The 26,541-nt window shown below is 44.7% G+C and carries 30 protein-coding genes and 3 rRNA genes; 5 read left to right on the forward strand and 28 right to left on the reverse strand.

Annotated elements, in window-relative coordinates; all coding sequences use genetic code 11:
* The first annotated feature begins 121 nt into the window (after window positions 1–121).
* On the forward strand, window positions 122–1,852 hold the full coding sequence (locus tag EUAN_RS10720) for a copper amine oxidase N-terminal domain-containing protein (RefSeq protein ID WP_071064379.1): 1,731 nt from the start codon (window positions 122–124) through the stop codon (window positions 1,850–1,852).
* 21 nt (window positions 1,853–1,873) lie between these two features.
* On the opposite strand, the gene EUAN_RS10725 is transcribed toward EUAN_RS10720, so the two are convergent.
* Window positions 1,874–2,530: a hypothetical protein gene (locus EUAN_RS10725; protein ID WP_071064381.1), complete on the reverse strand. Its 657-nt coding sequence runs from the start codon at window positions 2,528–2,530 to the stop codon at window positions 1,874–1,876.
* Between the two features lie 118 nt (window positions 2,531–2,648).
* On the opposite strand from EUAN_RS10725, the gene EUAN_RS10730 reads away from it, so the two are divergent.
* Entirely contained in the window at window positions 2,649–3,380 is a 732-nt protein-coding gene (locus tag EUAN_RS10730) for a Crp/Fnr family transcriptional regulator (RefSeq protein WP_245674494.1), read from the forward strand.
* A gap of 46 nt (window positions 3,381–3,426) precedes the next feature.
* Here EUAN_RS10730 and EUAN_RS10735 read toward each other — a convergent pair whose 3' ends face one another.
* From EUAN_RS10735 to EUAN_RS10750, 4 genes are all read right to left on the reverse strand, one after another.
* Window positions 3,427–4,008, reverse strand: coding sequence for a 5-formyltetrahydrofolate cyclo-ligase (locus EUAN_RS10735; RefSeq protein ID WP_071064382.1), 582 nt, complete (start codon window positions 4,006–4,008; stop codon window positions 3,427–3,429).
* Between the two features lie 98 nt (window positions 4,009–4,106).
* Window positions 4,107–4,397: an iron-sulfur cluster biosynthesis family protein gene (locus EUAN_RS10740; RefSeq protein ID WP_071064384.1), complete on the reverse strand. Its 291-nt coding sequence runs from the start codon at window positions 4,395–4,397 to the stop codon at window positions 4,107–4,109.
* 65 nt (window positions 4,398–4,462) lie between these two features.
* The gene (locus tag EUAN_RS10745) at window positions 4,463–5,041 is read right to left on the reverse strand and encodes a TlpA family protein disulfide reductase (protein WP_071064386.1); all 579 of its coding nucleotides are present in this window, start codon (window positions 5,039–5,041) and stop codon (window positions 4,463–4,465) included.
* An 11-nt stretch (window positions 5,042–5,052) separates the two neighbouring features.
* A complete protein-coding gene (locus EUAN_RS10750) occupies window positions 5,053–5,739 on the reverse strand; it encodes a cytochrome c biogenesis CcdA family protein (protein ID WP_071064388.1) in 687 nt (228 codons plus the stop codon).
* Window positions 5,740–5,883: 144 nt separating this feature from the next.
* On the opposite strand from EUAN_RS10750, the gene EUAN_RS10755 reads away from it, so the two are divergent.
* Window positions 5,884–6,075, forward strand: a complete 192-nt coding sequence (locus tag EUAN_RS10755; protein WP_211266356.1) for a DUF1858 domain-containing protein — start codon at window positions 5,884–5,886, stop codon at window positions 6,073–6,075.
* 44 nt (window positions 6,076–6,119) lie between these two features.
* On the opposite strand, the gene EUAN_RS10760 is transcribed toward EUAN_RS10755, so the two are convergent.
* On the reverse strand, window positions 6,120–6,344 hold the full coding sequence (locus tag EUAN_RS10760; protein WP_071064392.1) for a glutaredoxin family protein: 225 nt from the start codon (window positions 6,342–6,344) through the stop codon (window positions 6,120–6,122).
* 144 nt (window positions 6,345–6,488) lie between these two features.
* Here EUAN_RS10760 and EUAN_RS10765 point away from each other — a divergent pair, with 144 nt between their 5' ends.
* Window positions 6,489–6,740 (forward strand): late competence development ComFB family protein, encoded by a 252-nt coding sequence (locus EUAN_RS10765; RefSeq protein WP_084655906.1) that lies wholly within the window; start codon window positions 6,489–6,491, stop codon window positions 6,738–6,740.
* On the opposite strand, the gene EUAN_RS10770 is transcribed toward EUAN_RS10765, so the two are convergent.
* The 6 genes from EUAN_RS10770 to metG all read right to left on the reverse strand — a co-directional run bounded on the left by EUAN_RS10770 (window position 6,735) and on the right by metG (window position 12,822).
* Complete coding sequence (locus tag EUAN_RS10770) at window positions 6,735–7,031, reverse strand: ArsR/SmtB family transcription factor (protein WP_071064394.1); 297 nt, start codon at window positions 7,029–7,031, stop codon at window positions 6,735–6,737. The two genes, EUAN_RS10765 and EUAN_RS10770, sit on opposite strands and share 6 nt — an antisense overlap.
* A 14-nt stretch (window positions 7,032–7,045) precedes the next feature.
* Complete coding sequence (gene rsmA / locus EUAN_RS10775) at window positions 7,046–7,930, reverse strand: 16S rRNA (adenine(1518)-N(6)/adenine(1519)-N(6))-dimethyltransferase RsmA (protein WP_071064396.1); 885 nt, start codon at window positions 7,928–7,930, stop codon at window positions 7,046–7,048.
* The gene (gene rnmV, locus EUAN_RS10780; protein ID WP_071064399.1) at window positions 7,920–8,462 is read right to left on the reverse strand and encodes a ribonuclease M5; all 543 of its coding nucleotides are present in this window, start codon (window positions 8,460–8,462) and stop codon (window positions 7,920–7,922) included. The genes rsmA and rnmV overlap by 11 nt, the downstream gene beginning before the upstream one ends.
* Window positions 8,463–8,543: 81 nt before the next feature.
* Window positions 8,544–9,578 (reverse strand): resuscitation-promoting factor, encoded by a 1,035-nt coding sequence (locus tag EUAN_RS10785; RefSeq protein ID WP_071064401.1) that lies wholly within the window; start codon window positions 9,576–9,578, stop codon window positions 8,544–8,546.
* 521 nt (window positions 9,579–10,099) lie between these two features.
* On the reverse strand, window positions 10,100–10,873 hold the full coding sequence (locus tag EUAN_RS10790) for a TatD family hydrolase (protein ID WP_071064403.1): 774 nt from the start codon (window positions 10,871–10,873) through the stop codon (window positions 10,100–10,102).
* Window positions 10,873–12,822 (reverse strand): methionine--tRNA ligase, encoded by a 1,950-nt coding sequence (metG, locus tag EUAN_RS10795; RefSeq protein ID WP_071064405.1) that lies wholly within the window; start codon window positions 12,820–12,822, stop codon window positions 10,873–10,875. Before metG ends, EUAN_RS10790 begins: the two co-directional genes overlap by 1 nt.
* 248 nt (window positions 12,823–13,070) lie before the next feature.
* On the opposite strand from metG, the gene EUAN_RS13025 reads away from it, so the two are divergent.
* Window positions 13,071–13,319 carry an AbrB/MazE/SpoVT family DNA-binding domain-containing protein gene (locus tag EUAN_RS13025; RefSeq protein WP_071064407.1) on the forward strand — a complete coding sequence of 83 codons (249 nt, stop codon included), beginning with the start codon at window positions 13,071–13,073 and terminating at the stop codon, window positions 13,317–13,319.
* Window positions 13,320–13,352: 33 nt separating this feature from the next.
* On the opposite strand, the gene rsmI is transcribed toward EUAN_RS13025, so the two are convergent.
* The 16 genes from rsmI to EUAN_RS10880 all read right to left on the reverse strand — a co-directional run.
* Window positions 13,353–14,186 carry a 16S rRNA (cytidine(1402)-2'-O)-methyltransferase gene (gene rsmI / locus EUAN_RS10805; protein ID WP_071064409.1) on the reverse strand — a complete coding sequence of 278 codons (834 nt, stop codon included), beginning with the start codon at window positions 14,184–14,186 and terminating at the stop codon, window positions 13,353–13,355.
* A gap of 5 nt (window positions 14,187–14,191) precedes the next feature.
* The gene (locus EUAN_RS10810) at window positions 14,192–14,941 is read right to left on the reverse strand and encodes a tRNA1(Val) (adenine(37)-N6)-methyltransferase (RefSeq protein ID WP_071064411.1); all 750 of its coding nucleotides are present in this window, start codon (window positions 14,939–14,941) and stop codon (window positions 14,192–14,194) included.
* Window positions 14,942–15,003: 62 nt separating this feature from the next.
* Window positions 15,004–15,174, reverse strand: a complete 171-nt coding sequence (locus EUAN_RS10815; protein WP_071064413.1) for a DUF362 domain-containing protein — start codon at window positions 15,172–15,174, stop codon at window positions 15,004–15,006.
* Window positions 15,175–15,276: 102 nt separating this feature from the next.
* Window positions 15,277–16,203 carry a PSP1 domain-containing protein gene (locus tag EUAN_RS10820; RefSeq protein WP_071064415.1) on the reverse strand — a complete coding sequence of 309 codons (927 nt, stop codon included), beginning with the start codon at window positions 16,201–16,203 and terminating at the stop codon, window positions 15,277–15,279.
* A 26-nt stretch (window positions 16,204–16,229) separates the two neighbouring features.
* The gene (locus EUAN_RS10825; protein ID WP_071064417.1) at window positions 16,230–17,234 is read right to left on the reverse strand and encodes a DNA polymerase III subunit; all 1,005 of its coding nucleotides are present in this window, start codon (window positions 17,232–17,234) and stop codon (window positions 16,230–16,232) included.
* 20 nt (window positions 17,235–17,254) lie between these two features.
* The gene (locus EUAN_RS10830; protein WP_071064419.1) at window positions 17,255–17,578 is read right to left on the reverse strand and encodes a cyclic-di-AMP receptor; all 324 of its coding nucleotides are present in this window, start codon (window positions 17,576–17,578) and stop codon (window positions 17,255–17,257) included.
* Entirely contained in the window at window positions 17,575–18,270 is a 696-nt protein-coding gene (locus EUAN_RS10835) for a deoxynucleoside kinase (RefSeq protein WP_071064421.1), read from the reverse strand. The genes EUAN_RS10830 and EUAN_RS10835 overlap by 4 nt, the downstream gene beginning before the upstream one ends.
* A gap of 2 nt (window positions 18,271–18,272) precedes the next feature.
* Complete coding sequence (locus tag EUAN_RS10840; RefSeq protein WP_071064423.1) at window positions 18,273–19,670, reverse strand: aminotransferase class I/II-fold pyridoxal phosphate-dependent enzyme; 1,398 nt, start codon at window positions 19,668–19,670, stop codon at window positions 18,273–18,275.
* On the reverse strand, window positions 19,664–20,830 hold the full coding sequence (locus tag EUAN_RS10845) for an NAD(P)-dependent malic enzyme (RefSeq protein ID WP_071064425.1): 1,167 nt from the start codon (window positions 20,828–20,830) through the stop codon (window positions 19,664–19,666). Before EUAN_RS10845 ends, EUAN_RS10840 begins: the two co-directional genes overlap by 7 nt.
* A gap of 2 nt (window positions 20,831–20,832) precedes the next feature.
* Window positions 20,833–21,363, reverse strand: a complete 531-nt coding sequence (locus tag EUAN_RS10850; protein WP_071064426.1) for a Fe-S-containing hydro-lyase — start codon at window positions 21,361–21,363, stop codon at window positions 20,833–20,835.
* Window positions 21,364–21,376: 13 nt separating this feature from the next.
* Window positions 21,377–22,216: a fumarate hydratase gene (locus tag EUAN_RS10855; RefSeq protein WP_071064428.1), complete on the reverse strand. Its 840-nt coding sequence runs from the start codon at window positions 22,214–22,216 to the stop codon at window positions 21,377–21,379.
* 76 nt (window positions 22,217–22,292) lie between these two features.
* On the reverse strand, window positions 22,293–23,942 hold the full coding sequence (locus EUAN_RS10860; protein ID WP_071064430.1) for a diguanylate cyclase domain-containing protein: 1,650 nt from the start codon (window positions 23,940–23,942) through the stop codon (window positions 22,293–22,295).
* A gap of 93 nt (window positions 23,943–24,035) precedes the next feature.
* Window positions 24,036–24,152 (reverse strand): 5S ribosomal RNA (gene rrf / locus EUAN_RS10865).
* A gap of 80 nt (window positions 24,153–24,232) precedes the next feature.
* On the reverse strand, window positions 24,233–25,573 hold the full coding sequence (locus EUAN_RS10870; RefSeq protein WP_211266357.1) for a DUF1576 domain-containing protein: 1,341 nt from the start codon (window positions 25,571–25,573) through the stop codon (window positions 24,233–24,235).
* 415 nt (window positions 25,574–25,988) lie between these two features.
* Window positions 25,989–26,105, reverse strand: a 5S ribosomal RNA gene (rrf, locus tag EUAN_RS10875).
* 263 nt (window positions 26,106–26,368) lie between these two features.
* A 23S ribosomal RNA gene (locus EUAN_RS10880) occupies window positions 26,369–26,541 on the reverse strand; the annotation flags it as partial.

Genomic DNA, 26,541 nt, shown 5'->3' on the forward strand with positions numbered 1-26,541 from the left:
ACTGTTTTACTCTTTTATTTGTTATTGTATACAGTTTGGCTCCAGCTTATACACCCTTTTAAAAGGGTATATTATTGCCATGATAATCTGTTTTCAGAATTTTTTAAGGAGGTTGAACAAATTGAAGAAGCTAATTTTAAGGAGAGCTGTTGCATCAGCGTTTGTATTGATCTCTTTGGCGCAGCCGCTGGCAATCGCCGAAGTGGATATAGCTATGTCCAGCGATCATTCGGAGGCTCCTGTATCCAAAGACTACACAGACTTGACTACAAAGGAACTGGCCAAGGGTATGGTGAACAACTATATAAACCAGTTCGAAAACTCGCATTTCAACGAAGCCATCTCGCTCGGCAACAGGACCACCTTTTCCAACGCGCTTGACGGAATAGATGTAGAGCACGACCCCGACTTGAACTCAGGTCGAGATGAGGGCGACAAGGTTGAGGCGCTTTACTACCCTGCCTTCTTGTACCTTGACCCTGTGATGAAGTTTGAAAAGGACATATCTGTGCCCTCCAACTACGAAAACTACGGCATAATGCAGACGCTCTGGCACGAGACTATCCACAGGCTAGAGGACATAAACGGCGACTTCAAATCTCCGAACAGAGACGACAAGGCCTACCAGGAGAGAAACGTGGAGTATATGCAAAACGTCGTCATGGCCATAAAGTACTTTGAGTCGCTTGAGAAAAAAGCCGCTGCTGGTGCGACAGACGCAGAACTAGAAGCTGTATGGGACACCATGCTTAAGCGATACGAAGAAGCCATGAACATAATGAGCGCCGCCAAGTTCAAGCCTGACCTGGCCAAGCTTAAAGAGTGGACAGGCTGGGATGTGAATCCTGAAAAGGTTCTGGACCACTATGCAAGTGGTGCGGCTACAGACAGGCTTCGCGACTTCGCCAAGTACTACAAGACAAAGCACGGCGGTGGCGCTAAATCATCTGGTATCTTCCCTGTAAGCGGGGACTTCAACGGGATGATCATAGACTACTCTATATCCGGTGTGGATGCGACCACAATGGAAGACGTGGGAGGCTTTATGACCTCTAGAGCGCTAGACGGGTATATCTCGGGTAATCAGGTGACTGTATCAGGTACTGCCAGCATGGGCGGGGGATACGGAGCCAATCTGACCGTTACAGTGCAGACAAGCACAGATACAAAAGAGTACAAATCGTATATAAAGAGCGGTTATCCTGGGTTTAACAAAGACAATTTCAACATAACTTTGCCTATAACTTCAAAAGACAAGTATGTGAATATCAGCATAAGAATGGACGGGGAGTACAGCATGGGTGGTGGCTGGAGGGGCCTTATGGTGTCTGGAAGCTTTGAGTCTAAGAACGTGATAGACAATACTAGGCCTGATGTAATCCCTCCAGACCAAAGACGCTACCCTATAGGTATTCCTGGACTGGACTTTGCCAACAACCCACCTCCTGCGCTATACGCAAACAGGGAGATAAAGCTTCCAATAGGAAGTCTCAAGCCCACTATAAACGGAATCGAGGTAGAGACAGATCAGCCTGCCTTTATAAGCGGCGGCAGGACCTTTATTCCGCTCAGGTTTGTGGCTGAGTCTATTGGGGCCCAGGTGGACTATATCCCAAATTTTGAGGGCTGGAAGGCTATAGTCATAAGCGGAGCACAAGACTACAGAGAGGACTATATAGTGCTCTTCCTCGGAAGCAAGACGGCCTACCACAACGGAGTCGAGAAGACTCTTGACGTAGCTCCTTTTGCTGCAAACGGAAGGACTTTCGTTCCTCTAAGGTTTATAGCGGAAACTCTAGGAGCTGAAGTAGGTTGGGACCAGCCTACATTTACAGCTACAGTCATAAAATAAAACAGGAGAGCCTAGGCTCTCCTATTTTGCTGCTATATCGTGTCTCTGCGAAGACTCTTCTCTGCTGAATTCATAGCCGTGCGCTGGCGAGAGCGATGACACAAAAGAGTCCACCCATGCAGCTCTCAAGCTGTACATTATGTCCTCGTCAAGCCCGACTTCTCTCCAGTATGGAAGGTGAAGGCACTGAACCTGGACATATCTCAACAGGTTCTCATCGCTTGAAACAACCTGTCTTACGTTGTCGCAAGGCATTCCGTCCAGGATGTAGTCGTTGAGGGTCTTGTATATCTGCTCTGGCGATATTTCCGCTCCGCTCAACTGCTCTTTTGCAATAGCTCCGTACTTGGCTCCCACTTCCCTGTGCACCTGCTCTAGCAGCGAAAGTGCATCCTCTTTGTAGTTTTCCAGCAGTCTAGCTATTATATCTGCCTGTCTAAGCTCAGCCTCTCCTATCTTCTTCTGAAGCCATCCATGTATGTTTTGAAGGTCTATCATATTCTCAAGGTCTTCGTTCGGGGTCTTCTCTCCGTACTTCTCCGCCGAGCTCTTCTGGATGTCCAGCACTCCATCCCCGTACTTCTCCTTGAAAGAAGATACTATCTGCTCCTCTAAATCCTCGTGGTATTTTACTTTATTGAAAAGCCAGTAATGTATAGGCGCCAAAAATCTACTCAATTCGAACATCTCCTTTGTGATATAATATACTTTGAATTATACACTGCAGTTTCTACATCGTATATCGAGAAAATCAAATCTAGATGTGATTTATGTCACAGGTGAGGAGGTCGGTCATTTGAACAGCATATGCAGCCAGTCTACAGACAGCGAAGCCTGCAAGAGATGCAAGGGCAGGTATTGCGCCACAAAAGTGTCTCTATTCAAGTCGCTTGAAGAAAGCCAGCTCAAGGCCGTTACAGACAGGATCGTACAGAAGAACTACGAAAAGAATCAGATGGTTTTCTTTGAAGGGGATAAATCAGACAAGCTCTACCTTATAAACAGAGGGAAGGTAAAGATTTTCAAATACAACAGAGATGGGAAAGAGCAGATACTCTACATACTCTCTGAAGGGGATTTTATAGGAGACATCAGCCTTTTCAAGCAGGTAGAGCTTAGGTTCAACGCCCAGGCCATAGATGATGTGAATATATGCGAGCTTACAAAAGACGACTTTGAAGAGATAATAAAGGAAAACCCGGAGATAGCTCTCAAGATACTTCAGTCCAGCTACGACAGGATAGAGAAGCTGGAGTCCCTTGTGCAGAGCTTAAGCAACAAGGACGTGGAGGCCAGAATAGCCGGGCTTCTGCTGAGCTTTATAAAGGACTTTGGCGTCCCAGGCGAAAGCGAAATTCTTCTGAACCTGCCCCTCAGCAGAGAGGATCTGGCCAACTACATCGGGGTGACCAGAGAGACCATAAGTCGAAAACTAGGTTCGCTTCAAGACGAAGGTATATTGAGACTTGAAGGCAACAAGCGAATAGTCATACTCGACCTTGAAGCTCTCGAGGAGAAGTATATATAAAATAAAAGAGGAGTTTACTTTTTAGTGTAAAAAGTAAACTCCTCTTTTATGGTCTTACCAGTATTCTCTCTTCTGTTATCACAAAGTCGAGTGGCACGTCATGACCCTCTATAGGTATGCTGTGTATTATCTGGAAGTCGTAGCAGAGCCCTATAGTAGGCTTTTCAAAGTTAAGCTTTCTTAAAAACCTGTCGTAATATCCTGCCCCAAATCCAAGCCTGTAGCACCTCTTGTCGAAAGCTATGCCAGGAACCACGATCAAGTCGATGTCCTCTATTGGAACCGGCTTTACACAGTCTTTCTTGGTCTGAAGATAGCCGTTTTTGCCCTTAACTATCTCTGTCTCAATGTCGTTAAGCTCTGAAGGTATTATCTCCATAGTCTCTTTTTCACAGTACGGAATTACAACTTTTTTGCCTGCCTTGTAGCTTTCCTCTATCATCTTTAAACTGTCCACTTCGTTCTTGAAGTTCAAATAGACCATCACAGTCTCAGCCCTTTTGAATACAGGTAGCTTGAGTATTGTGTCTATTATCTTTTCACTTAAGCGTTCTACTTCACTTTGATCCATAGCTTCCCTCATCTGAGTATACTCTCTTCTAAGCTCGGATTTAGTTCTTGAAAGCATTCTATCCCTCCGATTCCTAACATCTCACGTATAGTTCTAATACACCTCTTGCATATATATCCCGCATGAACACACTTCAAACATATTTTTTTATTTTTTTAGCAGACGTTTGCTCCGTCCTCTTTCACTCCAAGCCCCATCCTGAGACCTTCAGCTTCGTAGTTTACAGTTACCGACTTTATGACGTTCGATACGTCTCCTTCCACTAGAAAGACTATACCGTCCGACTCTACCTCTACGTCGCCGTCTCGTGGCTCATCTACATTTATTCCAAGCCTTGCAGAGCTGCACCCTATTCCAGCCAAGTATATTCTCGGCTTTCTGTCTCCGCCCCTGCTCATTATTTTTTCCAGTTCTTCTTTAGCCGACTGGCTTAAGTTTATTATCATCTCTTTCTACCTCCCGTTTTTGTTTTGAGTTTGTATTGAGTGTTAGGAATCTTTCGGGATTGACCTTATTTCCCTGATGCCATGTCGAGCTGGGTCTGCATCTCGTCATAGCTCATGGGTCCTACTTTCACGGCATTTATTATGCCTTCGCTGTCTATTATAACTGTGTAAGGCACGTACTGTACCATATAGTCCCTCGACACAAATCCCATGTCCATAAGCACAGGCATCTTTAGCGAATGCTCGTCTCGTATTCCTTCTACGGCTTCTCTAGGCTCTCCGCCGTTTATAAGCAGTACGGCCGCGCTGTCCTTGTTTTCTTGATAAAGTTTGTTTAGGTCAGGCATTTCCTCTATGCAGTATGGACAGTTCACTCCAAAGAAATTCAACAACACAGGCTTTCCTCTAAGCTCTTCAAGCCTGAAAACCTCTCCGTCTAGCGACTCCAGCTTGAAGTCTGGCGCTTCCTCTCCTATGTCGAAGATTTTGGTCTCTGCCTTCTCCGAGCTGTCACCCCTTACTTGCTCTATTTCATCTACAGAGTTCACTTCCTGCTTGCTTTCCTCGTCTCCGGCCTGACAGCCGGAAAGCATAAGCGCCGAAATAGAAGCTATTGCGACAACTGAATATATCTTTTTTTTCATAATCTTCCCCCTTAAAACGCCAAGTTCGAAATGATGTACATCTTATCAAAGAATATCATAGCCCCCAGTGAAAACACAAGTATTCCGCTTAGTTTCATCAGGATGAGGGTGTGCTTGCCGATTGAATTCCAGAGCTTGGACAGTCTCCCTATAAACAGGGCTGTCATAAGAAACGGTATAGACAGGCCTACGGAGTAGGACAGCAGCAGGTAAGCTCCCTTGAATGCGTCAGCCTGCCTTCCTGCGTAGAAAAGTATGGCTCCCAGTATCGGACCTATGCAAGGAGTCCAGCCTATTCCGAACGCCCCTCCTACAGCCACCGACTGTATCCATGACCTTATCTCAAGTGGCCTCTTTATGTTTTTTCCCTTGAGCCTGAACCTGAACACCCCAAGCATATTAAGCCCCATGGCCATTATAAATAGTCCGCTTGCCTTGTTCAGCATCTCTCTGTGCGACTTCATAAACATTCCCAGCGTTCCAAATGAAAGCCCGAAGATCATAAAGACTGCTGTAAACCCGAGCACAAAGCCCAGTGTCTGCTTCAGGGCGAACAGTTTCTCGTCCTCTAGCTCTTCTTCTATTATGGCTCCTGTTATATATGTTATATGGCCCGTAGCTACCGGAAGCACGCACGGGGACAGGAAAGACAGAAAGCCTGCCGCAAATGCAGCCAAGATTGATATCTCCTCAGTCAAACTAAGACCTCCTTTATTGTATTATATAGATATTTTAATATATATCGGCGCAAAAATAAATAATTTGATTTTAATCACACAGTTATAGGTAAAACTGTGGTATCATATCTTTATAAAATAATTACGAATTACCTAAAGGAGGACATGAAATTGATAACTAAAGATATGCTTATAGGAGATCTTATAAAACAAAAGCCAGAGGCAGCGGGAATCCTGATGAGATTCGGTATGGGATGTGTTGGATGCCCTTCAGCTCAAATGGAGTCGCTTGAAGAAGCTGCCGGTGTTCACGGCCTAAACCTAGACGACCTTATGAAAGCTCTAAACGAGCAGTAGGATTTTTAAAAGCGCCAGATATCTGGCGCTTTTTTATTTTCCCACTATATAAGAGAATCTATTCTGGCCTTGTCGAAACCTACTATCTCTTCTCCATCTATAACTATAACTGGAACTCCCATATGTCCCATCTTTATAAGCTCTTTTCTAGCTTCAGCGTCAGTTTGAACATTTTTCTCTACAAACTCCACGTTTTTTTCCTTTAGATATTCCTTAGCCGTAACACAGTGTGGACATGTGTTGCTTGTATATACTGTTACATTTGCCATTTATATCACTCTCCTGATTTTTATTTTTATTCTAAAGGGTATTATACCCGATAATGGGACTTTAAATCTATTAACATAGTATTTTCGTCATAGTATAATAGCCCCGTATTCAAATTTGAATTCAAAAGAAAGCCGGTGAAATCTTTGATAAAAAACTACATGGAAGTGCTCGTCCTAGATGTAATCAACGAACTGAAAAAAGACTACGGTCTAGATGAGAACAGCATGGAGTTCGAGCTTATACAGACTCTAGCTCTGAACAACCTTCCTCCTAAGTACTTTCCTCCCAACGCCTCAGAGGGAGAGAAGAAGTCATTTCTACTAGACAAGCAAAGGCATATTATGGTTATGGCCGCAATTGCAAGAGCTGTAGAGCTTGTAAAGTACCCACTATAGATGGTTTACGTGCTCTAACCCCTGTTCAAACAGCTTCAGTACGTGCTCGTCGTCTAGCGAATATATTACCTGCTTGCCTTCCTTTCTGTACTTCACAAGCCTGAGGTTTCTGAGCGTCCTCAACTGGTGGGATATGGCAGACTGGGTCATGCTTAGACCCTCGGATATATCCAGCACGCAAAGTTCGCCATGAGAAAGCAGTTCTATTATTTTAAGCCTTGTGGGATCTCCCAAGGCCTTGAATATCTGTGACAATTCGTTGGCTTTTTCATCTTCCATAACTTCGTACATGTTTTCGCCCCCGTCTACTGCGATTTCAACGACAATTTCTCACCTATCCTGTCTGAAAGCCGTGCAAATTCCTCTATTGAAAATGTTTCTCCTCTTCGCACAGGGTCTATACCCTCGCCTTCCAATACTTCTCTAAGCTCCTCTTTCGATATCCCTATATCAAGCGAGCCTACTGCATTTAGAACCGTCTTTCTTCTCTGTCCGAAAGCCGCCTTTACTATCTTGAACATAAGCTTTTCATCAGCTACATTTATCCTAGGCTCTTTGTATATGTCCAAGGCTATTACAGCTGAATCCACATTGGGTCTAGGCATAAACACGGTGTTCGGGACCTTCACTATTGTATGGGCGTCTGAATAGTACCTCACCGCCACTGTTATTGCCCCGTAGTCTTTCGAGCCTGGACCGCTTGAAAGCCTGTCCGCTACCTCTTTTTGTACCATAACCACTATCTTGTCTATTTTCAGCCTTTCCTCTAGCAGCTTCATTATTATAGGTGTAGTTATATAGTAAGGCAGATTCGCAACCACCTTTACATTCATGCCCGAAAACTCATCTTCTATAAGCTTTTCAAGGTCTACATTCAGCACATCTCCCTGTATAAGCTTGAAGTTGTCAAACTCCTCCATGTTCTCCTCTATGACCGGTACAAGGCTTTTGTCCAGCTCTATAGCTACCACTTTCTTTGCGCGCTTGCAGAGTTCATAAGTCAGAACCCCTATGCCCGGCCCTATCTCTATGACTCCGTCCAACTCTGAGATCTCAGAGTTTTCGCATATGCTGGAGATTATATTGCCGTCTATCAGAAAGTTCTGCCCAAGCTTTTTCGAGAACTTGAAGCCATGCCTTGCCATTATGTCTTTTATGGTGTTGGGTGAGTAAAGTTTCTTATCTGCCATCTTCTATTTTTTCAATCCCTTCTCTGAATTCTTCCATAGTGACTCCATAGTTGTTTAAACGCTTTATAAACTGCTTCCCATTGCAGTACCCTATTCCGAGTACCCTTCCAAGCTTTTCTCTTCTTAGAGACGAATCTGGAAAGCCTGAGAGCCCATTCGCAACTAGGTCTTCTTTCCCAAACTCGTTTCTTGCCTCCGTTGTTTCAGCTCTTGCCTTCTTAAGCGCTTCAACTATGTCCTCTGGCGATGCGTTCTCTATGCCTATGTCTCCGTCCTTTGTGGCCTGGTCTACTGGGAGAAAGGCATGTTTGCTGTCTTTGAAAAGCTTTGAAAGCCTGTCTCTTATGAGCTCCCCTGCCCTGTCTGGATCTGTGAATATTATTATGCCCCTTGTCTCAGAGGCCTTTCTTATTCTTTCAATGGTGCTCTTACTTATATGGTATCCGCTGGTGGCTATAATTTCAGCCTCGACTGCACGCTTCACCGCAGATATGTCGTCTCTTCCCTCTACTACTATTATCTCTTTTATCATATGACCACCTCTAAATCTGCTATATCTACTATTATACAACAAAAAGGCGCCGGTTGCTCGCACCAGCGCCTTTAAACTTTTTTAGTTTACTATATAAACTCTCATGCTCCTTCTGCCGAACTCCATAGTTCCGCTCTGCATGTATATGTCTATCTTGTTTCCCTTTATAGCTCCGCCTGTGTCTTCGGCTATTCCGTATCCCCAAGGCGTACCATCCATATACTCTATATAGACTCTAGATCCCAGCGGTATAACTCTTGGATCTACAGCTACAACACCTGGTCTAAGTCTAGTTCCCATGGCAGTTATTCCAGCGTATCCTCCGTTCTGCTCTGGAGAGTCGTCATACGCCGATGCGTTGAACACCATTCCGCTTCCGCTTACATTTCCTCCTGAAGCCACAGCTCCAGATCTAGAGCTTGAAGATCTGCTGGCAACTACTGCTTCCTTTGTGCCCTTCTCCACTATCTCCTTCACAGGCTCTTTTGAGACTGCTTCGCTTAGAGTTTCAGTTGAAGCTAGCGCTCCGTTTTCATATACCTCTTTTACTTCCTTCTCTTTCACTCCCTTTTCCCCCGCTTGGACTGTCTTTGTCTGTCCCTTCGGCAGTTCAGGATTTTCCTTTGTCTCTGTCTCGTAGGCTATCTCTTCTTGGACTTTCTTGTAGGCCTCTGTAACCCTTACCAGCTCTATCTCCATATGTGGAGTGACTTCTGTCTCAAGCCCAGGCTCGACTCTGTCCACTTTGTCGTAGTATATGCCTTTCGACTTCAGCACTTCTGCAACTGTGCTCTCCGCCGTCTTCAGCTCTTTGGAGCTTCCGTCTGCAGTTATGACCACAGGCACCGCCTTTTTGATTGATATTGAAAACTCGTCTTTAAGCTTTTCATCTATATCTGCATTTAGCTTGTCTTCCTTTTCCAGCGATACGCCTTTTTCCTCTAGAAGCTCTCCAACTGTCTCTGTGTTAGTCTTTATCTCCTCTACCTTTCCATCTATCTCTAGAGATCCAGATTTTACACCGAAGTCGTAAACTCCCATTCCAACTGTTGCAGTTACTAAAATCATTGCCAGCAATGCGACTATGACTTTCTTCCCTTCAACTAGCTTTTTCATATATTTATACCTCCCAGTCATTTGACTCCTCTTATTTTATGAAAATCCGGTCCTCCTGTCAAACTTCAGTTATTTACATGTAACTATTTTGTAACTTTACAAAGCTCCAGTGTTCTAATCGTTGTATTTAGCTTGATTCGTCATTTCCCTTTTTTGCCCATGCCACTTCAGGAAAGCCTTTTCTTTAATTGTTACATTTTCTTAATATTTTTCTCTGTGCCCTGTTTTTCAACGTTTGTCGATACAGATTTTAGATTTTAAACATAGATTGGCGTTTTTTTGTTTGTTTTTTTGCACCGCCCCTCTAGGTATCCCTATATAGCTTGATTTCAGCGCTTGTGTTTTTAGGATTTAATTTGTCCTCAGGATTGTAAGAGCATTTTTTTTCGAACTTAAGGGTTTTTTCATCGCCTTAAAGTTCGTGTTTCCTCTTCTTTTCCTGAAAATGAATTGAACAAAAAAAGAGGAAGAGCATTTTATCTCTTCCTCTAAGCTTTCCTGTATATTTGAACCTTGTCTTTTCACTTGAAAAACAACTGCTTTGCATTCCTATTTGTCTGCTCTGCCACTTGCTCGTAGCTGATGCCTTTTAGCTCTGCTATAGTCTCCGCTATATACCTTACATATGAAGGGTCGTTTCGCTTTCCCCTGTATGGCACCGGCGCCATATAAGGTGAATCCGTCTCTACGAGCAGATGCTCAAGCGGAATTTCCGCCGCCACTTCTTTAGGCTTCTTGGCGTTTTTGAAAGTCACCGGTCCTGCAAATGATATATAGAAGCCCAGCTTTATATACTCTCTTGCCATCTCTGCGCTTCCCGAGTAACAGTGTATTACACCTCTGAGCTTCCCGTCGGCCTCGCTTGAGATTATGTCGAACACATCCTGGGCCGCATCTCTCTCGTGGACTATGATTGGAAGGTCGAGCTCCTTTGCTAGCGCTATCTGCTCCCTGAACCTCTGCTTCTGCACTTCCCTTGGCGAGTGGTCGTAGTAATAGTCAAGCCCTATCTCCCCTATCGCTACTATCTTCTCTCTCCTAGCAAGCGTCCTAAGCTCTTCTATATCTGAATCCACCATGTCCACGGTGTCGTGAGGGTGAACTCCCACTGCTCCGTACACTATGCTATGCGCCTTTACAAGCTCCACGATTTCCCTAGAAGATTCCATATTCGCCCCGGGGTTTATGACCATCTCCACTCCAGCTTCTGAGAGCTTCGCTATAAGTTCGTCTCTGTCCTCGTCGAACTGACTGCCGTCCAGATGGGCGTGGCTGTCTATGAGTTTCGCCGCCATTATCTCACCTTCGCTCCGCTCTTTATTTCATCCATAGTGCTTACAAGCGTCAGCTTCTTGCCCTTGTCAGCCGCTAGTATCATGCCGTGCGACTCTATACCTCTAAGCACCACAGGCTTCAAGTTGTACACAAGCACCACAGACTTTCCTAAGAGGTCTTCAGGCGCGTAGTGCTTGGATATGCCCGATACAACCTGTCTCTGTTCCTCTCCGACTTTAAGCTGGAGCACAAGCAGCTTGTCTGCGTCTGGATGTTTTTCAGCCTTTACAACTTCTGCCACCCTAAGCTCAACTTTGCTGAAGTCATCTATAGTTATAAGTCCATCTTCTTCCGCTTCCTGCTCTGGCTCTTCTTCCGTTATTCCCTTTCTCATCTTCACAAACTTGTCGTTTTCCTCGTTCAGCCTCTCAAGCTCTTTCGGTATGTCGAGCCTTGGGAACATAGGAGGCACTTTAGAGGTGGAGACTCCCGACTCCAGTTTTCCCCAAACAGAAAGGTCTGCCCAGTCTATATCGCCTGTTATTCCAAGTTGAGATCTTATGGAGTCTGAAGTGGCCTCCATAAACGGTCTCACTAGTGTGGATATTATCCTGAGTGTCTCCCCCAAATTGTAGAGCACTGTGTCTAGCCTGCTCTTTTGAGACTCATCTTTTCCAAGCACCCAAGGAGCAGTCTCGTCCACGTACTTGTTGGCCCTAGATATAAGCTTCCATATCTCCTCCAACGCATGGCTTAAGTTGAGATTGTCTATATAGCTCTCTACTTTGGCCGAAGTGGATGTGGCTAGCTCTATAAGGCTTGCGTCTATTTCCCCTGTCTCTCCTGGAGACGGTATAACTCCTCCGTTGTACTTCTCTATCATGGACACAGTCCTGCTGACAAGGTTTCCTAGGTCGTTTGCAAGGTCCGAGTTTATTCGCTGAAGGAACTTCTCTTTTACAAAAGAGCCGTCCGATCCGAAAGAGAACTCCCTGAGCAGGAAGTACTTCAGTGCGTCCACGCCGTAAAGCTCTATAAGCGGCTCAGGGTATATCACATTTCCCTTTGACTTGGACATCTTGTCGTTTTCAAACAGTATCCAACCGTGCCCGAACACTTTCTTAGGCAGCTCTACATCGAGGGCCATAAGTATCGCAGGCCATATTATGCTGTGGAATCTCACTATCTCCTTGCCCACCATATGGACATCTGCAGGCCAGTATTTTTGGAAATCTGCATCGTCTTCTGTAGAGTAACCGAGGTAAGTGATGTAGTTGCTAAGCGCATCTATCCATACGTAGATCACGTGCTCCTCGTCGAATGGAACCTTTATTCCCCAGTCGAAAGTGGATCTTGTAACGCATAGGTCCTCTAGCCCTGGCTTTAGGAAGTTGTTTATCATCTCGTTTCTTCTCGACTCAGGCTGAAGGAAGTCGTCTCTTTGAAGAAGCTCCATAAGCCTGTCCTGGTATTTGGACAGCCTGAAGAAGTAGGCCTCTTCTTTCGCAAGCTTCACTTCTCTTCCGCAGTCTGGACATTTCCCGTCTTGAAGCTGGCTATCTGTCCAGAAAGACTCGCAAGGCGTGCAGTAATGGCCTTCGTACACGTCTTTGTATATATCTCCTTTTTCATACAGCTTCATAAATATATTCTGCACTATCTGCTTGTGCTTCTCGTCTGTAGTCCTTATAAAGTGGTCATATGATATGTCGAGCGTCTTCCAAAGCTTCTGTATGTTGGAAACTATTCCATCTAGGAACTCTTTCGGAGTAACTCCTTTCTCCTTGGCCACAGTCTCTATCTTCTGTCCGTGCTCGTCAGTTCCAGTAAGGAACCTCACGTCGTAGCCCATTATCCTCTTGAACCTAGCAACAGTGTCTGTAGCCACAGTACAGTAGGTATGCCCTATGTGAAGATTGTCACTAGGGTAGTATATAGGTGTTGTTATATAAAAAGTGTCTTTTTTCAAGTCATCGCCTCCGTTTATACAAAAAAAGCTCTCTGTCTCGCCTGAGAAGAAAGCTATAAATCGCTTTTATTCTATATTAAATTTCTGTTTCTGTCAAGACAGAGCCTAGCCTAGACAGGTCTAATAGATCATTTTCTAGAGCAAATGTTATTAAATGTAATAGAATTAATTGACAGATTTATTTCCTTATAGTAGAATAATCATGTAACATACCACTGGTTTTTATAATCTCAAAGGAGGAAATTTAGATGAAATCTACTGGAATAGTTAGAAAAGTCGATGAGCTAGGAAGAGTTGTAATCCCCATAGAACTCAGAAGAACGCTAGACATCGCTGAAAAGGACGCTCTAGAGATCTACGTAGACGGAGAGCAGATTATTCTTAAGAAGTACGCTCCAGCTTGTATATTCTGTGGACAAGCCAAAGACGTTGTTTCTTATAGAGGAAAAAACATCTGTCCAGCTTGTCTTGACGAGATGGCAGCTACTAGAAAGTAATGAATTGCCCCTGGCCAATAGGCCCGGGGCTTTTTATATGTCTATGCTCTCTTTGTAGACTTCGTTCTTCGGAATATTCCTGTCCTTGGCCACAGACTTTATGGCCTCTTTCTTTGGAAGCCCGCTCTCCATATAGTGTAGTATATGGTCCCTTATGCTCTCGAACTCCATCTTCTCTACCTCGGCCTCCGGTTCGCTGTTCCCCTCAAGCACCAGCACTATCTCTCCCTTTACTTCTCTGTCACTGTAGTCAGCTATCACTTCCGATACTCTTCCTCTGTTTATCTCTTCATGCTTTTTTGTAAGCTCTCTGGAAAGCGCTACTTTCCTGTCTCCCATAATCTGCAATATGTCCTCTAGCAAGTTCATTATCCTTCTAGGCGACTCGTACAGTATTATGGTCCTCTCTTCGTTTTTCAAGCGCTCAAGCTCGCTCCTTCTGTCTCTCTTCTTAGAGGACAGGAAGCCTTCAAATACGAATTTTCCCGTGGGCAGCCCAGATACCACCAGCGCCATTATAGAGGCAGTCGGCCCAGGCAGCGCTACAACCTCTATTCCAGCCTCTATGGCCTCTTTTATAATCTCCTCGCCAGGGTCTGATATCCCAGGCATTCCGGCGTCAGATACAAGCGCTATGTCCTCTCCGTCCATGAGCTTGGACACCAAATATCCGCCTTTTTCGTACTTGTTGTGCTCATGGTAGGATGTAAGGGGCTTCTTTATCTCAAAGTGGTTCAGCAGCTTCAGCGTATGCCTTGTGTCCTCGGCGGCCACAAGATCTACTTGCTTAAGCGTCTCAAGCGTCCTTATGGTTATGTCCTCTAGATTTCCTATAGGTGTCGGGCATATATAGAGTTTTCCTGTCAAATCCCTCACTCCTTTTGTTCTCTGTCGAGTCCGTATATCTCGTGGACTTCGTCTGTGTAGCTTCCGTCTTCGTTGTATATATAGAGAGGCTCTGCCATAAGCAATTCTGGCCTCGCAGACTTGACTGCCTCTATAAGCACCAGGTTTGGCTTTGCATTCACTTTAGGGTGCACAAACCTCATCTTCTTGGGCTCCAGCTTGTTGGCCCTAAGGCTTACAAATATATCTGCAAGCCTGCTTGGCCTGTGAACCATGTAGAACTTCCCATGGTGCTTCAGCAGCCGGCTGGCTGTTTTGCAGACATCTTCTATTGTACAGCTGACTTCATGCCTTGAAATCTGCTTTCTGTCGTTTTCATTCACAAGCCCTTCTCCTATAGCCATGTATGGCGGGTTTGAAGTCACTACGTCGTATATGTTAACTCCTAGCGTTTCCGGAGCTTCTTTAAGGTCTATATTGTGTATCTTTATCTTCTCTTCAAGGGAGTTCAGTTTCACGCTTCTCTCCGCCATCTCGGCAACTTCCCTCTGTATCTCCACCCCGTGCACTATTTCCACGTTGTTTTTCCCGTTTACTATAAGTGGTATTATGCCCGTCCCTGTTCCAAGGTCTACTACCTTGGCCCCGTGCTTTGGCTTTGCATAGTTTCCAAGCAGCACAGCGTCCATTCCAAAGCAGAATCCGTTTTCGCTCTGGATTATCCTGTACCCCCTTATTCCAAGGTCATCTATTCTCTCGTCGGCTTTCAGCTCCATCATACACCTCCAAATATAAAAAAAGACCCTCAGAAAGGGCCTTTTCGCTATTACTCACTGAACTATTGCTGAACTGGAGCGTCTACTGGACAAACGTTAGCGCAAGCTCCGCAGTCTATACATGCAGACTCATCTATAACGTATAGATCGTCTCCTGCTGATATACATCCTACTGGACACTCTGGTTCACAAGCTCCACAGCTTATGCATGCCTCCATTATTTTGTAAGCCATCTTAGATACACCTCCTAGATTAAATCTAATTAAAGAAACCTCAAGGTTATTGTAACACTATTTTTCAAAGTTTAAAAGCTTTTTTTAAATTTCTGTAAATATCTAATTTTCCTCTTTCATAAGCTTCTTGAGCTCTCTTATCTCGTCCTCGCCTATGCCTTCTAAGTCTATGATCTGGGTCATATCCATCTTTTTAGACTTGGGCTTTCTGTTTCTAGGCCTCTCGTATTCTATCTCGCTCAGCAAAAACGGCAGTATCTCCTCTGTCTCCTCGTCTGTCTTTAGCTTCACCTTTACAAGCTCTAGAAGCGTAGACGTTGAAACCACTATACCTGTTCCTATAGAGGTCCTTACTCTTGTGCCCACGTTTGGCATCCTTCTGAGTATCTCCTCGTATGTGTCATGCTCGTACTTGAGACAGCACATAAGCCTTCCGCATATTCCAGATATCTTTGTCGGATTGAGCGAGAGGTTCTGGTCTTTTGCCATCTTTATCGACACAGGGTGAAACTCGCCTAGAAAAGTGGCGCAACAGAGCGGCTTTCCGCATGGTCCAAGCCCCCCTATGACTTTTGCCTCGTCTCTCACGCCTATCTGCCTTAGCTCTATCCTCATCCTGAATATAGAGGCCAGGTCCTTTACAAGCTCCCTGAAGTCCACCCTTCCCTCGGCCGTGAAGTAGAATATGACCTTTTTGTTGTCAAATGTATACTCCACATCTATCAGCTTCATGTCCAGGCTGTGCTCTTTTATCTTCTCCATGCATATCCTAAAAGCCTCTGACTCTTTGGCTTTGCTCTCCTTGAAAGCTCTGGTGTCTTCCTCTGTAGCTATTCTCATCACTTTCTTCAGAGGCGGTATCACGTCTTTTTCGTCTACTTCCTTCATCCCTATGACGGCAGATCCATACTCTATGCCTCTAGCTGTCTCGACTATGACGTCGTCATCTTTATCTATCTGAAGTTCGCCCGGGTCAAAATAGTAAATCTTCCCGGCCTTTTTGAATCTCACTCCTACTACTTTTGTCATTTCTATCTCCCTTCTCGGCTCTGGCCCTAAGCGCCATCTCCACTGGACAGTCCATGTATTTTCAAGAGCAAAAGCTCTACAACGAGCTGATAGTTCACGTTCCGCCCTATGTCGAGCTTGGCGTTTTCTACTCTCCTAACTATATCATAGATCTGGCACGATGAGAGTATACCTGTTTGAGTTTTTAATCTCCTTATTTTATCTCTGTTTATGATATGCTCTTCGCCGCCTGTCTTTTTAATCACAAGCAGGTCTCTGAAATAGGATGTAATCAGGTCCATTATCTCGTATATATGCTCTTTTTCGCCTTCAAAGTACTTCACGTTTGAAAACACTTTTGTGATGTCTTTTTCCATAGTGTCCGAGATTATGTCTATAGTCTTTTCTCTTCTCTCTTTGAAGCTCTCGTCACTCAAAAGCCCCACTGCCTTCCCTATGTTTCCGTCTGAAAAAGCTATAACAGTCTCAAGCTTCTCCACATTTCCAAATTCGTCCTCTAGATATGATTTCATCTCTTCAGGAGAAACCCGTTCTAGCTTTATACTCTGGCACCTGGATACAGTTGTCTTCAAGAGCTTACTTGCGTTGTCCACAAGTATTATAGTCACTACATTTGGCATGGGCTCCTCTATTGTCTTTAGAAACTTGTTCTGGGCGTCTACGGAGAGCTTTTCCCCTTCCGTGATTATGAACACCTTTTTCTCGCTTTCGTTGGGCTTTTTCCTCATCTCGGACTGTACCCTCTCTATGTCGGCTACAGAGTATGTGGTTTTCGAGCCGCCCTTTGCCGATCCTACACTCTCCACAAATAGATCCGGGTGGTTTCCAGACTCCAGCTTTCTGCAAGAAGAGCAGACCTTGCACGGCCTGCTGTCAGAAGTGCAGAGTATCATCTTTGCGAACTCCATGGCTAAAGTCTTCTTTCCTATTCCATTTGACCCTTCAAAGATGTATGAATGTGATATTTCTCCAGACTCGGCTGACTTCTTGAGCCTTTCAATCGTCTTCTTGTTTCCCACTATCTGCGTCATATGCTCTTCCTTTCAGACTGCTAAAGTTTCCTAAACTGCTCTACATCTACCACAAATACAGTTGCCCCTCCGACTTTTACGTTGAAAGACTGAAGTATCATGGACGCCTCCTCCACCATAGGAGGGATTGTAGCCACGATCTCCCTCTTTCTGCAGTTTTCGCCTATTATGTCCATAACCTCTTCAACACGCTCTTCCTCCACACCTATGAGCACTGTCCTATTTCCCTGTCTCAGAAACCCTCCAGTGGATGAAAGCTTTGTAGCCCCTATCTTCTTGTCTCTAAGGGCATCTACCAAATCTCTTACGTCTTCGTCCTGAACTATTGCTATCACTAGTTTCATTTCTCTTCCCCCCGTATTGTCTCTACTGCCTTTCTATATACAATTTCAGCTATTCTATCTATACCCATAAGCTCTCCGCCTTCCACACAGCCCACTTTTTCCCAGGAGTATTTTTCGGCTATATGTAGCGCATTTCTGTAGGACTTTTCAAGGTATTCGCTGTCGCTTTCATGTATGTCCTTTTCCTTGCTCCCGTCTATCTTGTTTTCTCTGTCTTTCATAAGCCTCTGGCTTATTTCAGGGTCTACATCCAGGAAAATCACTCTGTCCGGCTCGGGGATCTTGTATATCTTGTACTCAAGATTGTATAGCCAGTCGAGATAGCTTTCTAGCTCTGTCCCAGACTCCATCTTGGCCCCTTGGTGCACCATATTGGAAGTGGTATATCTGTCTGAGATGACTATGCCTCCACTTTCGTAGAAGTCCCCCCAGTCTGTCTTGTAGGATGCATATCTGTCCATGGCAAAAAAAGTGGACGCCGTATACGGGTCTACGTCCTCGGCGTTCTTTCCAAAGTCCCCTCTGAGGTACATCTTCACAAGTGCAGATGATTCACTTTCGTAGTTTGGAAAAGTGACTTTTCTGACTCTGTAGCCTTCAGTCTTCAGCCTGTTGTAGAGCTTCTCTGTCTGAGTCGCCTTTCCGCTTCCGTCCGAGCCGCTCTCTATTATTATAAGTTTTCCCTTGTCCATTTCTAAACCTCTCTTATGGTGTCTATTTTCCCGTCTGAAACGCCCAGCACAGCATATCCTCTGTCTATAAGCGTCTCTATACAGCTTATCGTATCTTCCTCTACAACCTCTCCCGGCACAAGCAGCGGTATTCCCGGGGGATACGGAGTTATAGCGGATGCCACGGTTTTCCCGACCGAGTCTTTTAGCTTTGTTTTCTCAGCCTCGCTGTAGAAGGCCTCTCTCTGGCTGAGATTTTTCTCTGGAACTTCTGAGTAGAGCTTCGGAACTTTCACGGTCTCATTTTCTCTGCCTACAACGTTTAAGCTTATATCCTCTAAAGCTTGAGCCAGTGATTTCAGGTCATCCTCTGAGTCCATAAAAGTGCTGAGCGCCACCCCGTACCTGAAGTCGCTCATCTCAAGCTCTATGCCTCTTGACCTCAATTCCCGCTCTAGTTTTTTTCCTGGTATCCCTTCCACTGAAAACACTATTTTGCTTTTGTCCAGCTCTGTCCCGCGTGGGATATCGCCTTCTCCCAAGAGCTTCACCCCAGCTATGCTTGAAATGCTCTGTCTCGCAGCCTCCAGCTTTCCAAGGTAGTCTTCGAAAATACGCTCCCTGTTCTCCGAAAGATATGTGACCGTGTGGTCAATAGATGCCATAAGCACATAGGACGGGCTTGTGGACTGGTACATCCTGGCCATCTTCTTGACTCTGTTTGAATCCACCCTGTCGGAGTTTATATGGAGCATAGCTGTCTGGGTCATGCCAAGCAGCGTCTTGTGCGTGCTCTGGACAACCATATCGGCCCCACTCTGGACTGCAGACTTTGGAAATCCATCGCTCATGGAGAGATGCGACCCATGAGCTTCATCCACTATCAGTATCGCTCCTCTATCATGCACTGCTTTCGCTATGCTCTCTAAATCCAAGCATATGCCATAGTAAGATGGTGAAGTTACAAACACGACCCTTATGTCGGGTGACTCGTCAAGTGCTCGCTCTAGCTTCACTATGTCAATCCCCAGTGGCAACCCCAGCTCTTCGCTGTACTCAGGGTAGATATACTCTGTATCTATGTCCCCAAGCACCACGGCGTTATAGGCAGCCCCATGGGAATTCCTCTGGAGCAGTAGTTTTTCTCCAGGGCCTATCGAGCCGGTTATAGCGGCGTATATCCCAGAAGTACTTCCGTTTACAAGATAGATAGTCTCTCTCGAGCCAAAGAGCTTGGCAGCTCTTCTCTGGCTCTCCAGTATTATGCCCTCTGGATTCTGAAGGTTGTCGCTTCCCTCTATCTCCGTTATATCCAGCTTCGCTGCTTCTCCTAGTGCTTCTTCCTCAATCTTCCCCTTATGACCAGGCATATGGAACCTGACTGTTTTGGAAGCCGCGTAGCGCTTTAGAAAATCTAGCAATTCCCGTTCTCCATTGCAGCGAATTCAACAGCCTTGGCCACTCTCTTTACTACTTCTCTGTTGAAAGGGTCTGGGATTATATAGTCCTCTGAAAGCTCGTCGTACTGAACTATCGAAGCTATGGCCTCAGCTGCCGCTATCTTCATCTCGTCTGTTATAGCCTTTGCCCTGATATCAAGAGCACCTCTGAATATGCCAGGAAAAGCCAGCACATTGTTTATCTGGTTAGGGAAGTCCGACCTTCCCGTAGCCACTATCCTTGCTCCAGCTGCCTTGGCCTGGTCAGGGTATATCTCCGGCACGGGGTTTGAGAGTGCAAACACCACGGCGTCTTTCCCCATGGTCTTGACCATCGCCTGCGTAAGGCTGTTCGGTGCGGAAACCCCTACGAACACGTCTTTTCCGACTATGACGTCTGAAAGCGTTCCACTCTCTTTGCCTCTGTTTGTAATTGAAGCCATCTCTATCTTGGTGCTGTTCATATTGTCTCTGCCTTCATATATGGCCCCTTTTGTATCGCAGAGGATTACGTCGCCAACTCCCACTTTTAGGAGCAGTTTTGTGATGGCTATTCCGGCTGCTCCCGATCCGTTCACAACTATCTTAAGCTCAGACATGTCCTTGTCTAGAAGCCTCACGCTGTTTAAAATTCCAGCCAGAACTACGACTGCCGTCCCATGTTGATCGTCATGGAATACCGGTATGTCAAGCTCTGCCTTGAGCCTCTCCTCTATCTCAAAGCAACGTGGCGCAGATATATCCTCTAGGTTTATTCCCCCAAGTGACGGGCTTATAAGCTTGACAGTCTTTATTATGTCCTCCACGTCGTTCGAATCTATGCATATAGGTATGCTGTCTATATTTCCGAACTCCTTGAACAGGATAGATTTCCCCTCCATAACAGGCAGCGAAGCTTCCGGGCCTATGTCTCCAAGCCCCAGTACAGCTGACCCGTCTGTTATGACAGCCACCGTGTTCCCCTTTGCGGTGTAGAGGTACACATCTTCCTTGTTCTTCTCTATCTCCTTGCAAGGCTCGGCAACTCCAGGAGTATACGCAAGCGAAAGCTCCTCTCCATTTGTAACAGGAACTTTCGAGACTATCTCCAGCTTCCCCTTATTATCTCTATGCAGTTTTAACGCCATTTCTCTTTTATCCATTTCTATCGCTCCTCCCTGTCGTATATGCTTCTTCCATTTGCATCTATCACCACTACAGCCGGAAAGTCCTCCACGTAGAGCTTCCTTATGGCCTCAGTGCCTAGGTCATCATAGGCTATTACTTCCACAGACTTTATCTTGCTCGCTATAAGGGCTCCTAGCCCTCCACTCGCTCCAAAGTAGACAGCTCTATTCTCCACCATGCTCTGCACCACTTCACTGTCTCTGAGCCCTTTTCCTATCATGCCTTTCAGCCCGAGTTCTAGCAGCTTCGGGGTGTAACTGTCCATCCTGTAAGATGTCGTAGGTCCTGCTGACCCTATTATCTGGCCTTCCTTAGGTGGGCATGGCCCCGTGTAGTATATGATCTGGTTCTCTATGTCGAAGGGAAGCCCCTCTCCGCTCTCCAGATCCTCTATCATCCTCTTGTGGGCGGAGTCTCTTCCCGTATATATATATCCACTTATCTCTACTCTGTCTCCAGCCTTAAGCTTTTCGACAGTCTCTGAATCGAGCGGTGCTTTTATCTTCAATTCAAATCCCCCCTTATATCCTGCACTCTTTGTGTCTGGACACGTGGCAGTTTATATTGACCGCCACTGGAAGTCCAGCTATATGTGTAGGGTACGTCTCTATATTAACTCCTAGCGAAGTGGTGTCGCCCCCAAAGCCTTGAGGACCTATCCCAAGCTTGTTTATCTCCGACAGCAGCTCCCTCTCTAGATTCGCTATATGTTCTTCCGGATGACTGGAGTTCAAATTCCTGAACAGCGCCTTCTTGGCAATCTGGCAGGCCTTGTCCATAGTCCCGCCTATTCCAACACCTACAACTATCGGAGGGCAGGGGTTTGGTCCAGCCTCTCTCACAGTGTCTATAACAAACTTCCTGACCCCTTCTATCCCGTCCGAAGGTTTAAGCATCTTGAGCTTGCCCATGTTCTCACTTCCGAACCCCTTGGGTGCAAACTTTATGACTATTTCGTCACCTGCCACTATGTCGTAGTATATCACGCTTGGAGTGTTGTCTCCTGTGTTTACCCTGAGAAGTGGATCTCCTACTATAGAGGCTCTCAAGCAGCCCTCTTTGTAGCCCTGTCTTACGCCTTCGTTTATCGCCTCTGTGATGTCTCCTTCTAGATGGACATCTCTGCCTATCTCTACAAAGAAAACAGCCATCCCCGTGTCCTGGCATATGGGCATTGAATTCTTGTCAGCTATATCCAAGTTCTCTATCATATCCCCCAGTATCTCTCTTGCCATCTCCGAGCCCTCGCTCGACAGAGAGCTGTGTATGGATTCCACAACGTCGTCTTCAAGCCTGTAGTTTGCCTCTATGCACATCTCTTTAACAGCCCCGACTATTTGAGCCATTTCTATGTCCCTCATTTGCATCACCTCTTAGCTCTAATTATACAGCAATTATACAAAAAAAATAAAGTATAAGCGATTTATCGCCTATACTTTAAGACATCATTTTTCTAACTTTCTTTTCCACTTCGTTCACCGAAACCGGCTTCATAACTATTTCGTCTATCTCGAATACATCTGAAGGCCTTAGCTGCTTTCTCTCTGACTCAGAAATCATCAAGAGCACTTTGTGCTTCAGTATGTCCATATCGTCCAGTTTTTCTTTATTTTCTCTGTAAGTCTTGAAGTCCAGTATCACAAGGTCCATGTCTTTTTTCAGACTCACCTCTATGTCTTCAAGCTCGTCTGCCAGTTTCACGCTGTAGTCCAGGGACTTAAGCCTGCTCTTCACTATATTAGAGGCTACATTTTCAGCATCTACTATGAGTATTTTCTTTTTACATATATTGCTTTTAACTATATCTGAATAGGCGACTGTCTGGTTTCTTCCGCTTTCCTTAGCCTTGTAAAGCGCCTTGTCCGCCCTGTCTAGAAGCTTAGACACTTGGTCGTGTGGCTTAAGTTCTGTAAGGCCTATGCTGAGTCCTATCTTTATGATGTCCTCTATCCCGTCTATCTTGTGATCTTTTCCGTTTACTTGCTCTCTAAAGCTCTCAAGTATCTCTTTTGCCTCTTCCTCAGAGCTATTCTCTATCAAGAGAAGAAACTCGTCGCCTCCGAACCTGAATATCTTTGCAAATTCAAGGTATGTCTTGGCATCTACCACAAAACGCTTTAGAATTTCGTCTCCCACTAGATGTCCGTATGTGTCGTTTATGCTCTTGAACTTGTCCAGGTCCATAAAGCTAAGCGCTACGGGCTTGCCTGCCTTCGCATTTGCAAGATATCCTGTTATCTTAGATGCAAAGCACTTTCTGGTGTATGCGCCTGTCAGTTCATCTATATTTATATTGAACTTGTAAGTGCTTTTCCGCTTCATGATTCCGTCTATTCTGGCCAAGACCTCTTCAACTTTAAATGGCTTAACTATGTAGTCCTCTGCACCTCGCTTAAGTGCATCTATCTTTGTCTCTGTATGGTCTCTCCCTGTCAGAAATACGATTGGAAGCTCTGGGCTGTGAACCCTTATATTTTCGAAAACCTGAAAACCATCGAGCTCCGGCATTATTAAGTCCACAATGGCTAAATCTATGTCTTTTGAGTTGACTATGTCTCCCACCTCATGGGGATTAGATGTCACTATTACCTCGTATCCTCTCATCTCCAGCGCTCTGTTCATTATGCTGAGTATCAGTATGTCGTCGTCTACTATAAGCACTCTTCCATTCGAAGTCATATTGGTGTACTCTCGTTCGAGCTCTATGAAATCCTCTCCGCTACTTTGAAAGTCATTTTTATGTTCTATCTTAAACTCAAGCTGCTTTATGCCTTCTCTGGCCTTGGCTATGCCTTCTAATGCCACTGAGAAAAATTCATGAGTGTCCCTGTTCACCTCGTCAAACTTTTGAAGCCTGTTTTCGTATTCTATCCCAGTGTGAGATAACGTTTCCAAATCTCCTGAAAACTTTTTTAATTCTTCAAAAAAGCTCTCCATATGCTTCCTAACTTCTAGTTTCGTATCGATTTTATAGGATATTAGACACTCCAAGGCAGACTCTATCTTAAGCTTAAGTTGAGTCACGGTGTCATCGTTGCTATCGAATTTTTCTTCATAATATTCAGCCATACTTGTATTTTTCCCCATTGATATCCCTCGCTAGATATGCTATTTATAACCCCAGTTCAATTATACCAAAGCTCAGGCCTTTATTTAAGCTATTTTTCCAAAAAATAAAAAAACTAGCGACGTCCTACTCTCCCAGGTCGCTTCCAACCAAGTACCATCGGCGCTGAAGGGCTTAACTTCTGTGTTCGGTATGGGAACAGGTGTGACCCCCTCGCTATCGTCACTAGATATCTAACTTCATAAGTATAACATCTTATATCATCTCTGTCAATACAAAAGCGAAGCTTTCGCTCCGCTTTTATAATATATTAGTCTGGCTCTACTTCAAGGCTTGAATTCATAACGTTGGCCACTTCACCCTCGATTTCAAGAGAGACCAGGCTCTTCTCTACCTCTTCCATATGAGCCTTGTGATTCTCATCCCCTAGCCTTATGACCTTGACTTTCTTTATTGTCTCCATAACTGGTATTAGGAATCCTGTAACTATACCTATAGAGAAACCATTGTTGTATAGGTTAAACCCTCCATGAAGCGATCCCACGTTAAGCACCACTGAAGAGTGTACAAACCCTACAAGTATCCCGAATATAGGTCCGAACTCTCCGCTTACAGGTGCTAAGCCTGTACCAAACAAGAAAGCCAGTATTATGGCTGGATCGTTTATGCTCCAAGTCTTTGTGAGTCCTCCAAGCATAATACCTATCAGTATCGGTATTATATTTCTCAAGTTTTTTCCCATAGCTGCAAATCCCATTACAGTAAGCAGTCCGGCAAGCACAGGACCGTTTAAATCGCCACCTATCAGCAGTATAAACGTTGTCATAAAGGCAAGTGTGACTCCCATGTTTATAAGCGTAGCAGCAAAGCCAGCTCGCTCTACATACCCATGGCCGAAGAGCCTTCCACATGTGCATAGTATCTTCTTAAACCCTTCTATGGCTCTCTTCCCGCCAAGCAGCAGTCCCAGCAGTACAAATACAGCTGATATAGCATATATCAGTACACCTATCTCAAAAGTGTAAGTGTCTGTCCATATAAGTCTTGGCTCTTGAGCAAATCCGTAAGATTTTGCAACTAGAACAATCATAGTACCTATCATTCCCGCTGCAAACCCTATGTTGTAAAGATCAAATCCTTGGTGGAACTTAACAAGTTCCGCCGCCACAGGTGCGAATATAAACCCTATACCTACACCAGCGACAGCTGCAATGACTATATTCACTGGAGTAGAATATGGCATTTCCAGTGCTATTGAGGTTATCATCGGTGCAAGTGCCGTTCCGAATAGTGCTGTATACACGTGTTTAGAAAAACTTTCCTTTTTCCATCTTGCATACAGGTATACACCTATCATTATAGGCCAAACGTTTACAAGATTCTTTCCAAAGAAAGAGAATCCTGAAAAAGTCAGTATGGCTGCAAGGCTCATACCCTTAAACTCTATGTCCTTCATCTTGAGAAGAAGAACTGTGGCCATAAGAGTCAAGAGACCCGCGTTTACAAATGTGGCTCCTATTCCTCCAACACCGATATAGTCCGTTATAAGATAATCCGGCTCTATTATTATATTGAACAGTCCAGGCAGTATATTTGCAGGGCTGTCCATCAAAACCCCAAACAATATTATCGCCAGTGAAAACCCAATCATAATATTCGATAAAATTTTACATCTTTTTCTCTCTTCCACGGTCCCTAAGGACCCGGTCGGGACATACCCTATTTTCTCTAAATAGAGAATAGCCTTTTTTGCTAGTTTTCTCATTCTTTTCTCCCCTCGGTTTTTAAATTGATCTTTTACAGTTCGTTAGCTATATAATACATTATTTTTAGAGTTTTTTTAACATATTTTTTTGTATTTTTCTATAAAATTATTGTATTTTTTTTAGTAATTCCAGCTTTACTGCTCTTTACTGCTGTATAGGTATATTATATTATACCCTGTATGACTTTTAAAACACAAAGTTTCACATAGCTTTCTGTAAAACAAAAAGGCATTGGTTATTTATTAAACCAATGCCTTAGACAATCTTTCAATTCGTATATGCATTCTCCAAAAAATAAAAAACCAGCGACGTCCTACTCTCCCAGGTCGCTTCCAACCAAGTACCATCGGCGCTGAAGGGCTTAACTTCTGTGTTCGGTATGGGAACAGGTGTGACCCCTTCGCTATCGTCACTGGATATGTCGCTCGAATTTCCACTCTCACAGCCATTCACGTTATGTGAAATGTCCTGCTCTCTCAGCTTCCTAAATCTAAAATCTGCGAACTTGCTTGCGCTCAGACACACAGATTTCTAAACGATTTACTCGCTTCTGTCACAGCATTTCAGCTATAACATTCACGACGCTATTCGAATTGAAATATTCTCGCTTCTGTTTTGAGAAACTTTCGTCTCTCTATTAAGCGTCTGTACACTCAAAACTACACAGTGAATACATTCTTTTGGTCAAGTCCTCGATCTATTAGTATCACTTAGCTGAAGACATTACTGCCCTTACACCTGTGACCTATCTACCAGGTAGTCTTCCTGGGATCTTACTCTGTTAACCAGATGGGAAATCTAATCTTGAGGGATGCTTCGCGCTTAGATGCCTTCAGCGCTTATCACTTCCAGA

It is taken from the genome of Andreesenia angusta (assembly GCF_001855385.1).
GTDB classification, from domain to species: domain Bacteria; phylum Bacillota; class Clostridia; order Tissierellales; family Gottschalkiaceae; genus Andreesenia; species Andreesenia angusta.